The sequence below is a fragment of the Micromonospora sp. CPCC 205561 genome, assembly GCF_036906775.1.
Taxonomy (GTDB): Bacteria; Actinomycetota; Actinomycetes; order Mycobacteriales; family Micromonosporaceae; genus Micromonospora.
This window is the reverse complement of record NZ_JBAKHV010000020.1, coordinates 35,149-46,663: the sequence shown is the minus strand read 5'-3', so window position 1 is coordinate 46,663 and position 11,515 is coordinate 35,149. Positions and strand designations below refer to the sequence as shown.

General features: G+C 75.3%; 13 protein-coding genes. 11 read left to right on the top strand and 2 right to left on the bottom strand.

The genetic code is table 11. The annotated features are described in order from the left end of the window. The first annotated feature begins 3 nt into the window (after nt 1-3). The 3 genes from pafA to V6V16_RS13255 all read left to right on the top strand — a co-directional run bounded on the left by pafA (nt 4) and on the right by V6V16_RS13255 (nt 2,430). Nucleotides 4-1,362 carry a Pup--protein ligase gene (gene pafA / locus V6V16_RS13265; RefSeq protein ID WP_334562309.1) on the top strand — a complete coding sequence of 453 codons (1,359 nt, stop codon included), beginning with the start codon at nt 4-6 and terminating at the stop codon, nt 1,360-1,362. A gap of 66 nt (nt 1,363-1,428) precedes the next feature. Beyond that, complete coding sequence (locus V6V16_RS13260) at nt 1,429-1,614, top strand: hypothetical protein (protein ID WP_334562308.1); 186 nt, start codon at nt 1,429-1,431, stop codon at nt 1,612-1,614. A 267-nt stretch (nt 1,615-1,881) separates the two neighbouring features. Then, nucleotides 1,882-2,430: a carboxymuconolactone decarboxylase family protein gene (locus tag V6V16_RS13255; protein ID WP_334562307.1), complete on the top strand. Its 549-nt coding sequence runs from the start codon at nt 1,882-1,884 to the stop codon at nt 2,428-2,430. Between the two features lie 144 nt (nt 2,431-2,574). Here the strand turns inward: V6V16_RS13255 and V6V16_RS13250 are convergent, their stop codons facing one another. Further along, nucleotides 2,575-3,660, bottom strand: a complete 1,086-nt coding sequence (locus V6V16_RS13250) for a DUF3866 family protein (protein ID WP_334562306.1) — start codon at nt 3,658-3,660, stop codon at nt 2,575-2,577. A 50-nt stretch (nt 3,661-3,710) separates the two neighbouring features. Further along, on the bottom strand, nt 3,711-4,370 hold the full coding sequence (locus V6V16_RS13245) for a cation diffusion facilitator family transporter (RefSeq protein WP_334562305.1): 660 nt from the start codon (nt 4,368-4,370) through the stop codon (nt 3,711-3,713). A gap of 162 nt (nt 4,371-4,532) precedes the next feature. On the opposite strand from V6V16_RS13245, the gene V6V16_RS13240 reads away from it, so the two are divergent. From V6V16_RS13240 to V6V16_RS13205, 8 genes are all read left to right on the top strand, one after another. Then, nucleotides 4,533-5,531: a helix-turn-helix transcriptional regulator gene (locus V6V16_RS13240; RefSeq protein ID WP_334562304.1), complete on the top strand. Its 999-nt coding sequence runs from the start codon at nt 4,533-4,535 to the stop codon at nt 5,529-5,531. Then, complete coding sequence (locus tag V6V16_RS13235) at nt 5,528-6,586, top strand: helix-turn-helix transcriptional regulator (RefSeq protein WP_334562303.1); 1,059 nt, start codon at nt 5,528-5,530, stop codon at nt 6,584-6,586. Before V6V16_RS13240 ends, V6V16_RS13235 begins: the two co-directional genes overlap by 4 nt. Nucleotides 6,587-6,596: 10 nt before the next feature. Then, nucleotides 6,597-6,845: a hypothetical protein gene (locus tag V6V16_RS13230; protein ID WP_334562302.1), complete on the top strand. Its 249-nt coding sequence runs from the start codon at nt 6,597-6,599 to the stop codon at nt 6,843-6,845. 210 nt (nt 6,846-7,055) lie between these two features. Continuing rightward, on the top strand, nt 7,056-7,376 hold the full coding sequence (tatA, locus tag V6V16_RS13225; protein WP_334562301.1) for a Sec-independent protein translocase subunit TatA: 321 nt from the start codon (nt 7,056-7,058) through the stop codon (nt 7,374-7,376). Between the two features lie 18 nt (nt 7,377-7,394). Further along, nucleotides 7,395-8,351 (top strand): twin-arginine translocase subunit TatC, encoded by a 957-nt coding sequence (gene tatC, locus V6V16_RS13220; protein WP_334562300.1) that lies wholly within the window; start codon nt 7,395-7,397, stop codon nt 8,349-8,351. 445 nt (nt 8,352-8,796) lie between these two features. Then, the gene (locus V6V16_RS13215) at nt 8,797-9,924 is read left to right on the top strand and encodes a hypothetical protein (protein WP_334562299.1); all 1,128 of its coding nucleotides are present in this window, start codon (nt 8,797-8,799) and stop codon (nt 9,922-9,924) included. 209 nt (nt 9,925-10,133) lie between these two features. Beyond that, nucleotides 10,134-10,724: a response regulator transcription factor gene (locus V6V16_RS13210; RefSeq protein ID WP_334562298.1), complete on the top strand. Its 591-nt coding sequence runs from the start codon at nt 10,134-10,136 to the stop codon at nt 10,722-10,724. A gap of 163 nt (nt 10,725-10,887) precedes the next feature. Further along, a complete protein-coding gene (locus tag V6V16_RS13205; RefSeq protein WP_334562297.1) occupies nt 10,888-11,490 on the top strand; it encodes a response regulator transcription factor in 603 nt (200 codons plus the stop codon). Nucleotides 11,491-11,515: the final 25 nt, after the last annotated feature.

Sequence of the window (11,515 nt, the reverse complement as noted above, 5' to 3'; positions counted from 1 at the left end):
ATCATGGAGCGGCGAATCTTCGGCCTCGAGACCGAGTACGGCGTCACCTGCACCTACCGCGGGCAGCGGAGGCTGTCCCCCGACGAGGTCGCCCGGTACCTGTTCCGCCGCGTGGTGTCGTGGGGCCGGTCGAGCAACGTGTTCCTGCGCAACGGCGCCCGGCTCTATCTGGACGTCGGATCGCACCCCGAGTACGCCACCCCCGAGTGCGACTCGGTGGTGGACCTGGTCGCGCACGACCGGGCCGGCGAGCGGATCCTGGAGGGTCTGCTCATCGACGCGGAGAAGCGCCTGCACGACGAGGGCATCGCGGGCGAGATCTACCTGTTCAAGAACAACACCGACTCGGCCGGCAACTCGTACGGCTGCCACGAGAACTACCTGGTCTCGCGGCACGGGGAGTTCGGCCGGCTGGCGGACGTGCTCATTCCCTTCCTGGTGACCCGGCAGTTGATCTGCGGGGCGGGCAAGGTGCTGCAGACCCCGCGCGGGGCGGTCTACTGCCTCTCGCAGCGGGCCGAGCACATCTGGGAGGGGGTGTCGTCGGCGACGACCCGGAGCCGGCCGATCATCAACACCCGCGACGAGCCGCACGCCGACGCGGAGCGCTACCGCCGGCTGCACGTCATCGTCGGCGATTCCAACATGAACGAGGTCACCACGCTGCTCAAGGTCGGTACCGCCGACATCGTGCTGCGGATGATCGAGGCCGGCGTGGTGATGCGCGACCTGACGCTGGAGAACCCGATCCGGGCGATCCGCGAGGTCTCGCACGACATCACGGGGCGGCGCAAGGTGCGGCTCTCCTCCGGCAAGGAGGTGAGCGCGCTGGAGATCCAGCAGGAATACCTGGCCAAGGCGACGGAGTTCGTGGAGCGGCGCGGCGGGGACCAGACCGCCAAGCGGGTGGTGGAGCTCTGGGGCCGGGTGCTGCGCGCGGTGGAGACCGGCGACCTGGAGCCGGTGTCCCGGGAGATCGACTGGGTGACCAAGCTGCGGCTGATCGAGCGCTACCAGCGCAAGCACGACCTGCCGCTGTCGCACCCGCGGGTGGCGCAGATGGACCTCGCCTATCACGACCTGCGTCGCGGCCGGGGCCTCTACGGGCTGCTGGAGCGGCGCGGCGCCGTCGACCGGGTGACGACCGATCCCGAGATCTTCGAGGCCAAGGAGACCCCGCCGCAGACGACCCGGGCCCGGCTGCGCGGGGAGTTCATCCGGCACGCGCAGGAGAAGCGGCGCGACTTCACCGTCGACTGGGTGCACCTCAAGCTCAACGACCAGGCGCAGCGCACGGTGCTCTGCAAGGACCCGTTCCGGGCGTACGACGAGCGGGTCGAGCGGCTGATCGCCAGCATGTGACGGCAGGGCCCGGTGCGGTGCCGCCGCCGCCCGGGCCGGCCGGCCGGCCGGTAGGCTGACCGCGCGATGACGACTTCCGAACCTCCCGAGAGCGGCCGGCAGCGGCAGAACTGGGCCGAGCGCCGCCGCGAGAAGATCCGTGCCGAGATCGAGCGCAACCGGCGTGGGGAGTACACGGTGCCCACCTGGGTGCTGGGGCTCGCGCTGGTGCTGATAGTGGGCGCCTGGCTCGCCCTGATCTTCCTGTCCTGAGCCACCCGGCGGCGCCGCCGCTCCGAGGCGGTGCGGCTCCGCGCGGTCGCTGCGCGGCGGGTGCCGGCACGGCCCGCCAGCACCTTCCCGAGGTGGTGCCCGCCCCGCCGGTCTCTGTGCCCGCCGATGCCCGCCCGCGGGCGGTGCCGGTCCGCGATGCGCATTTTCGAAGTTGTCCCAGCCGCGCGCGGCTGGGACTGTGATGCCGTCCGGCGTTTCCGGTGACCGGCCGCGTACTCTGCGCGGTCGCGGCAGGAGGGTGACCGCGTGGCACACATCGACCTCGGCCTCGACGAGCGGGCGCATCCGGGCATCAACGGCCCGATGCTGTTCCGCCCCGAGACGGCGAAGCCGCTCAACGACCTGGCGGAGACGCTGCTGCGCGCGCCGCATCCCACCCTGACCCCCGGCGAGCGGGAGCTGATCGCGGCGTACGTGTCGGGGCTGAACGAGTGCCGGTTCTGCTGCGCCTCGCACTCGGCGTTCGCGGCGGCGCAGCTCCCGACGGGTATGCGGCTGGTCGACCAGGTCCGCGCCGATCTGGCCACCGCCGAGGTGAGCGACAAGCTGCGGGCGCTACTGGACATCGCCGGCGCGGTGCGGCGCAGCGGACGCGACGTCACGGAAGAGCTGGTCAAAGCCGCCCGTGGTGCCGGCGCGACGGATCTGGAGATCCACGACGCGGTCCTGATCGCGGCGGCGTTCTGCATGTACAACCGCTACGTGGACGGGCTGGGCACCCTGGCCCCCGAGGACCCGGCGGTGTACGAGAGGTCCGCCGAGCACATCGTGCGGCACGGCTACGGGGCCAGCTGACGACGGGACGTCGTCGAGGCGACGTGCCGGCCGCTCCACCGGACGCGGGCCGGGGGCCGGCGTCCCGGCCGTCAGCCCGGCAGCCGCGTGGCGGGTCGGGACCGGCCGCGCGGCGTCGCGGGCCAGGTCGGCGGCCCGGCCGGGTCAGCTCAGCAGCCGCGCGGCGTGCCGGCCGGCCGCGGCGGCGGCCAGGAAGTACGCGTGGTCGGCGTCGAGGCCCCGGCCCATGGTGGAGAGCGGCACCGGGGCGGCCCGCAGGGCGGCGTCGAGGCCGTCGGTCGGCACCCGGACGACGGTGTGCCGGGCCGCGAGGGGCGCCAGCGCCGCGTCGACCTCGGCGGCCAGCGCCGGGGCCAGGCCGTCGGGCACGACCAGCTCGGCCGGGGCGAGGGCCACCCGGCCGTACGCGGTGAGACTGTGGTGCGACACCCCCCGGTGGCGGGGCCGTGGGTCGGCGTCGGAGATCCGCAGCGACCCGACCGGGCGTCCGCCCAGCGTGGCCACGGCGTTGACGGCCTCGCCGACGGCCACCCCGGAGAAGCCCCAGCGGGTGCCGGTGCCGAGGTTGCCCGGTCCCTGGGCGACGATCGCCACGTCGGCGCGGAGCACGTGCCGGGCGGCCAGCAGCCCACTGTGCAGGGTGCTGGCCTCCAGTTCCCCGCCGAACGCCTGGCCGACGGTGACCGTGCCCACGAGGTGGTCGCGCAGCCCGGCGAGGGTGCGGGAGAACCAGGCCGGCAGCGCCCCGCCGTCGGTCAACAGGTAGGCCACCCGGGCGTCGGGGGCGTCGGCCCGCACGCCGGCCAGGATCGCCGGCAGCGCCGAGTGCAGGTCGGCGGTGACCACCGGCAGGCCGGCCAGGTCATCGGCGGCGGCCAGCACCTCCCGGTGCGGGGACGCCTCCTCGTCGACGCCCAGCATGATCGGCTGAAGCGGGGTGTAGCGGGCCTTGACGAGGTGGCCGGCGTCGCGGCTGTCGAGGGCCTGCGGCGGGTCGGGCGGCAGCCGGTCGGGCAGCGCCACGACCAGGGCGTAACCGCCGGTGCCCAGGCCCATCAGCAGCGCACCGGCGTTGAGCAGCACCCGGTCGCCGGGCTCGGGTCGCCCGACCAGCTCGGGATAGGCCAGGGCGCGTACGGTGCCGCCGACGGTCAGGTCGACGTCCAGCTCCACCGCCCCGGTCCACTGTCGCCGCAGCGCCGTCACCGTCCCCGACCGCCATCGCACCATGTCCGGCACGCTAGCGTCGCCGCCCCGACCGCCCGCGCCCGGGGCGCCGCTCAGTCGCCAGCCGCTGCCCCGGGGCCACCGGGTCGACCGGGGCCGCCGGGCTCGGTGGGTCCCGGGGTGCCCGTCGGGTCGAGGAAGACGTACCGGACGTGCGGGTGGTGGGCGGTGAGCCGCCGCTCGGCCTGGTCGGCGGCGGCCTCGATGGCGGCGCCGCTGGCCTCGTCGTCGAAGTCCACCTTCGCGGCGACCAGGACGTCGCCCGGTCCGAGCTGCATGGTCAGCAGCGTGTCGACGCGTCGCACGGCGGGCAGGCCGGCGAGTTCGTCGGCGATCTCGCCGCGCAGCCGCTCGGGCACCGACCGGCCGACCAGCAGCGAGATGTTGCTGCGGCCCAGGATGGTGGCCACCACGAGCAGCAGCACGCCGATCAGGACGGAGGCGACGCCGTCCCACAACTCGTCCCCGGTGAGCTGGGAGAGCGCCACCCCGGCGGCGGCCAGCACCAGCCCGACCAGGGCCGCGCCGTCCTGCAGGGTGTCGGGCGTCGGCGGCCGCGCCCCGCGACGCAGCGCGAGGTAGAGCAGCACCTCGGTGGTGGTGTCGGCGACGGAGTGCACGGCCTCGGAGAGCATCGCCGCGCAGCCGGAGATGAGTCCGGCGACGAGCTTGGCCACCGCGATGGCGAGGTTGGCGGCCCCGGCGACCACCACGGTGCCGACGCTCTCGGCCCTGACCTCCGGCTGCGCCAGCAGGCAACTGTACGGTCGGCGGGCGGGCTGCCGGCGGACGTCGGCCGGGCGGACGCGACTTCGGCGCGCGTCGTGCCCGCGTGGGTGCACGGCCGCGACGAGCGGGCTGCTAGCGTCTACCGGGTGTCGCGGACCCGCACCGAACGCCTGGTCAACCTGGTTATCTGCCTGCTGTCCACGCGACGGTTCCTGACCGCCGCGCAGATCGCCGCGACCGTGCCCGGCTACGAGCACGATCCGGACGACGCACGCGACCACGAGGCGTTCCAACGCAAGTTCGAGCGCGACAAGGCCGAGCTGCGCGAGCTGGGCGTGCCGCTGGAGACCGGCACGGCGAGCGTCTTCGACGCGGAGCCGGGCTACCGGATCGCCCACCGGGAGTACGCGCTGCCGGACATCCCGCTGGAACCGGACGAGGCCGCCGCCGTGGGCATCGCCGCCCGGCTCTGGCAGCACGCCGGCCTGGCCGCCGCCGCCTCCTCCGGGCTGGCGAAGCTGCGCGCCGCCGGCGTCGACGTGGACCCGCAGGCCACGCTGGGTATGGAGCCGATGGTCACGGTGGATCCGTCCTTCGCGCCGTTGACCGCCGCGGCCCGGGACCGGCGGGAGGTCAGCTTCGACTATCGGGTGCCGGACCGCGACGACTCCACCCGCCGGCGGCTCCAGCCGTGGGGCGTGGTCTGCTGGCGGGGCCGGTGGTACGTGGTCGGGCACGATCTCGACCGCCGGGCGACCCGCTGCTTCCGGCTTTCCCGGGTGGTCGGCGCGGTCCGGGTGGCCGGCGCCCCCGGCGGCTACGAGCCACCCCCGGGCGTCGACCTGATCAGCCACGTGGCGCGTGCGAGCGGGCCGACGGAGCGCACCGGGCGGGCCACGGTGCTGGTCGCGGCGGGCCGCGCAGCCGGCCTGCGGCGTTGGGCGGTGGGCGTCACCGCCGGGCCCGACGGTGACCGGCTCGTCCTGCCCTACGGCGACGCGGACCAGCTCGCCGGCCAGCTCGTGGGCTACGGCCCGGACGTGCGGGTGCTCGACCCGCCCGAGGTGCGCGACGCGGTGATCCAGCGGCTCAAGGAGATCGCCACCCGGCACGACGACCTGGCCGTCGCCGGGGGTGTCCGGTGACCCGGCCGGCCACCCGGGGCGGTTCCCGCGCCTCGGCGGACCGGCTGGCCCGGCTGCTGAACCTGGTGCCCTACCTGCTGGCCCGGCCCGGCATCGAGCTGGCCGAGGCGGCGGGCGATCTCGGCGTCACCGAGCGTCAGCTGCGTGAGGACCTGGAGCTGCTGTGGGTGTGCGGGTTGCCCGGCTACGGCCCGGGTGACCTGATCGACATGGCCTTCGACGGCGACCGGGTGACCATCACCTACGACGCCGGCATCGACCGGCCGCTACGACTCACCCCGGACGAGGCCCTCGCGCTGGTGGTGGCGCTGCGGATGCTCGCCGAGACGCCCGGGGTGACCAACCGGGAGGCCGTCGAGCGGGCGCTCGCGAAGATCGAGCATGCGGCCGGCGACCTGGTGGCCGCGCCCGTGGAGGTCCGGCTGCCCGCCGACACCCGCCGCGTGGCGGAGCTGCGGGCGGCCGTCGAGAGCGGTCAGGCGCTGCGCATCACCTACTACACGGCGGCGCGGGACGAGACCACCGACCGCGTCGTCGACCCGCTGCGGATGCTGATGGTCGGTGGGCGGGCCTACGTGGAGGCGTGGTGCCGCCGGGCGGAGGCGGTACGGCTGTTCCGGGCCGACCGCATCGACGCGGTGACCGAGCTGGACGAGCGCGCGGCCGTGCCGCCGCAGGCCCGCCCGCACGACCTCACCGAGGGCGTGTTCCGCCCGTCGCCCGACCTGCCGCTGATCACGCTGCGGATCGGCCGGGGCGAGCGGTGGCTCACCGAGTACTACCCGTGCGAGCGGATCGAGGCAGGCGACGGCGACCACTGGCTGGTCTCGCTGCGGGTCACCGACCTGGGCTGGGCCCGCCGGTTCGTGCTGGGGCTCGGGCCCGACGTCGCCGTGGTCGCGCCGGTCGAGCTGGCCGAGCAGGTCCGGGCCGCGGCGGTCGCCGCCCTCGACGCGTACGCGACGCCCGGCGCGCTCCCGGTGCCGCCGATCGGGCCGCACGCGTCACGGGCGGTCCCCTCGGCCGACCCGGCGGTGCCCGCCGGCACCCAGTAGGCTGGCCGCCGTGGTGAAGTGGATCGTGCTCGCGGTGGTGCTGTTCGCGCTCGTCGTGTTCGTGCTGGCTCTGCGGCCGGTGCTGGCGCGGCTGCCCCGGCTGCGTCGTGCCGCCCTGACCCTGCAACGGCGGGCGACGGAGGCGGAGGCGCTGCGGGAGGGTGCCGAGGCTCTCCAGACGCGGGCCGAGGCTCTCCAAGAGCAGCTCGACACGACCCAGCGCCGGCTCGCCGTGATCAGGGCCAGGCGCGACGGCTGATCGGTCGATGCCCGGTACCTGCGCGAACCGGTCCGGTTCCGCGCAGGAACGATCCTTCGGTGGGTGGTTGACGGGACGTCCCGCGTTGGTCAAGACTTCACCCGCCGGGACGTACCACCATCACCCCGGCGGGTGGCAACGGCCGTCGACGCACGTACGATGGGCTGCGGTACACCCCCTCACGACGACACAGAGCGACTGGAGCTTCCCATGGGTGCCCTCAAGCCGTGGCACATCGCCGTACTCGTGGTCGTGCTGATCCTGCTCTTCGGTGCGAAGCGGCTCCCCGACGCGGCCCGTTCGCTGGGCCGTTCGCTGCGGATCATCAAGGCCGAAACCAAGAGCCTGCACGACGACGACCGCGACCTCGCCGAGAAGGCCGACGCGCAGTCCGGCTACCAGCCGCTCCCGCCGCAGGGGCAGCCGTACGCGCCCCCGCCCGCCGGACAGCAGCCGTACGCCGCCCCGGCCCCGCAGCAGCCGTACGCACCTCCGGTCACCGACCCGGTGCAGCGCGTCCGCGACAACTGACCGAAGGGCCCGAGACCCGTGGCCTTCGCCCTCAAGAAGCGCGGCCCGAGCAGTTTCCAGCGGGCCGCCGACGGTTCGATGACGCTGATCGAGCACATCCGCGAGCTGCGCAACCGGCTGTTCAAGGCGTCCCTGGCGATCCTGGTCGGCTTCGGCGTCGGCATCTGGCTCGCCGGGCCGGTCCGGATCCTGCTCTCGAAGCCGTACTGCGACCTGCCGGCGTCGATCGATCTCGCCAGCGGCAAGTGCAAGTTCGTGCAGCTCGGTGTCGCGGACGTCTTCCTGCTCAACCTGAAGATCGGGCTCTGGGTGGGGTTGATCGTCGCGGCCCCGGTCTGGCTCTACCAGCTCTGGGCGTTCATCGCACCCGGCCTGCACCGGCAGGAGCGTCGCTACGCCTACGTCTTCACCGCGCTGGCCGCGCCGCTGTTCGCGGCGGGTGCCCTGCTGGCGTTCTTCGTCACCGCCAAGGGCTTGGAGTTCCTGCTCAACATCTCCGGTGACGACATCGCCACGAACCTCGAGGTCACCCGCTACATCTCGTTCGTCACGAACCTGATCCTGCTGTTCGGAGTGGCGTTCGAGTTCCCGCTGCTGGTGTTGATGCTGAACTTCGTCGGCATCGCCAGCGCGAAGCGGCTGCTCAGCTGGTGGCGGATCGCGGTCTTCGTCTTCTTCGCGTTCTCCGCCGTGGTCACGCCGACACCCGACCCGTTCGGGATGACGGCGCTGGCGCTCTGTCTCTGCGCGCTCTACTTCGCGGCGGTCGGGGTCGCGTTCCTCAACGACAGGCGAAAGGGACGCGGCAAGGAGGTCTACGCCGGCATCGGCGACGACGAGGTCTCGCCGCTGGAGTTCGACCCCGAACCGGTGGAGGCCGGGCAGCGGGTCGATGCCGCCCCGGAGCCGCTCGTCGCCCCGGAGCCGGTGCCGGCACCGGCACCGATCGACCGCCGTTACGACGACATGACCTGACCGGTCCGCCGTCCGGGTCCGTACGGAAAGAGCCCTCTTCACGGGGGCTCTTTCCGTTTGTCGACGGCGTCCCGACCTGGGCCGGCAGCCGTCCCGGCGTTCCTCCACGCCGTCCTCGCGCCGGCCGTCGGAAGCGCGGGCGGGTTCCGCGGTGGACAGGTCGGTGTCCGAGCTCCCGCGCCGGCGAGCTACGCGGGGGCGGGCGCGCCTAGCGCACGACGCGCCCGCCGTCAGCACGCAGTCGGCAATCCGTCAGGAGGCATCCAGGAGCTGCGTTCGGGTAATCAGATCTTTACGATGTGTCGACGTGCCCGACGATGGAGGTCGCTGCCCAGTGCATCGCCCGACGTTCCGCCGTCCGCCCGTCGCCGCGCCGGAGGCCACCTCCCCGCCGCGACGGGGCAGGGCGTCCGTCGCCCGGTCCGCCGTGCTGTGGGGAGCCGCCGTGGGTGTCGGCTTCCTGGCCGCGGCCCTGGCCGGCGAACCCGCCGCCGCGACCGACCGGTCCGGCGCCACCGTGACCGCGTCGAGCAGCGCCGCGGCCGCCCGTCACCCGGCGGGTTCCCCGAGCGCCGCGCCGCCGGGCGGCGACGCGACGGCTTCCCCCCGAAGGGGCGACGGCCGGCTGCCGCGCCTGCCCCCGCCCGTCGCCGGGCCGGGGTCGCCGGCCGGCGACCTCCTCTCCGGCGAGCCCCGGCGGGCGACGGCCGCGTCCCCGAAGCCGGAGCGACCCCGCCCCGGCGAGCGGGGCCGGGCACGGGACGAACGCCGGGACGCGGAGCCGAACCGCCCCCGGGACGGCGAGGCGGAGCGGGCGAGTGGTCGCCCCGTTCCGCCCGGACCGTCCGCCGTACCCGGGCGCTCCGGCGGCCGGGCCGCACCTCGGCCCGGCGTTCCGGTGTCCGCCGCCGGCCGGCCGGCCGGTGCCACGCTGCTTCCCCGGGTCGCCGGGACGGTGCCGGCCGTCGTGCGGCCGGTGGCCACCGCCGGGCTCTCCCGGGTGTCCCGGGGCGTCCCGACCGCGTCGGCGGTGCTGACGCCGGTCGCCCGGGCGGCCCGCTCCACCGCCGACGTGGTGCTGGGCCGCGCGGTCGGGTTGCCGGGCGCGGTCGTCCCGGCGCCGCCCGTCATGCCGGTACCCCCGATCTCCCCCTCGCCGTCTTTCGCTGGTGCTCCGGGCACCTCGCCGGTGGGCGGCGGGGGAGTGTCGTCCCCGACCGCCCCGGCGGCGCCGCTGCCGGCGGTGGAGCCCGCGCCGCCGGCAGCGGCGGAACCCGGGCCGCGGGCCGTGGGGGCGCGGTTCGCCGACGCGACGGCCATCGGGGGAGCCGCCCGGCGCCCAGTAGGGGACGGCGATCCGGCCGCCGGGCCGCCGGCCGGGGCGACCCGGGTGCCGAGCGCCCCGGTCGGGCCCGGTGAGGGCGAGGCGGTGGCCACGAAGGACGGCGGCGTCCCGGCGGCGGCCGGGCCGTCCCTCGACATGTACGTGTCGGCCGGGGCCGGGGGTGGGGCGCTCCCGTCGCCGGCCGCGCCCGGCGACCGGTGCCCCGGGGTGAGCGCGCGCCCCGGCTGAGTCGCGACCGACCAGCCGCGAGGTCGTCCGGCCTCTCCGGACGTACCGCTCGGCGGCTGGCACACGGTCGCCCGCGAGCGTCGCGTCGTCGACACGTCCCGGGCCCTGACCCAGTCCGTCCGCGCGGTCGACCCGCGCGGTCCCGTCTACGGGACCCGCCCGCCGCCGCGCACCCCCAGATCGGAGCCAACGCGTTGATCCGCGTCGTCGTGTTTGAGGAAATGGGCCTGCTGCGAACCGCGCTCTGCGCCGCGCTCGCAAGCGAGCGGGACATCGAGGTCGCCGCCGAGGTGACCGGGGTGGCGGAGCTGCCCGCCCTGGTGCGCCGGCACCGTCCGGACGTGGTGCTGGTGGACCTGGCGTCCGACGTGCCGCATCCCGTCAAGGTGGTCGCCGAGATCATCGGGGCGGCCCCGGACACGGCGGTGCTGGCCATGGGCCGCCGGTGGAGCCAGTCGGTGGTGGCGGAGCTGCTGGCCGCCGGCGTGCGGGGCCTGGTCGGCAAGGACACCTCGCTGGAGGCGCTGGTCGGAGCGGTCCGGGAGGTCGCCGCCGGGGGACAGGTGATCGAGGCCGCCGCCGCGGTGACGGCGCTGCGCCCGCCGTCGAGCCCGCTGACCCGCCGGGAGGTGGAGGTGCTGCGGGTGGCCGCGGAGGGGCTGCCGCTCAAGGAGATCGCCCGCCGCCTGTACCTGGCGCACGGGACGGTACGCAACCACCTGTCGACGATCATGCGCAAGACCGGCGCCCGCAACCGGATGGAGGCGGTGTGGCGCGCCCGGCGGGACGGCTGGATGTAGCCGCCCGGGTCCCCGCCGCCCGGCCGGCGGTGGCGCCCCGGGCGGTGGTACGTGGTCGCGCCGGGCCGGCGGGCCCGCGAGGTCGGGCGGGGGTGGCGCGGGCCGCTCGCCGAGCGGGATCCGTGGTGACGTGTTTGAATGCTAACGGCCCGTGATCTGTCTGATGACGCTCCCGGAGGGATCGACGGTGATCCGTACCCTGCTCGCCCTGGACGGCGCCCTGGTTCGTGGTGCCCTGTCGCTCGTCCTCGCCGCCGAGGCGGACATCAGCGTGGTGGCGGCGCTGGACCGGGGCGACGCGCTCCCGCCGGCGGTCCGGGCACAGCGTCCCGACGTGGCGGTCGTCGATCTCGACATCCTGGACGAGGAGGGCGCGGCGGGGCAGTGCCCGCTGCTGGTCCTCGCCGACCGGCGCCGGGCGGGCAGGCTGCACCGGTTCTTCGTGCCGGGGCGCACCGTCGGCATCCTCGGCAGCGACGTCCCCCCGCAGCGGGTGGTGGACGGCATCCGGCGGTTGGCCCGGCACGAGTCGGTGGTCGACGCGGACCTGGTGATGGCGGCGCTCAGCCGGGACAGCCCGCTCACCTCGCGGGAGACGGAGATCCTCGACCTGACCGCGGCCGGGGCGCCGGTCGTGGAGGTCGCCCGGGCGCTCGGGCTCGCCCCCGGGACGGTGCGGAACCACCTCGGGCGGATCGCCCGCAAGGCGGGCGCGCGGACCCGGGTGGAGGCGGTGCGGGTCGCCCGCGACGCCGGCTGGATCTGACGCCGCCCCGATCCCGCCGCTGCGG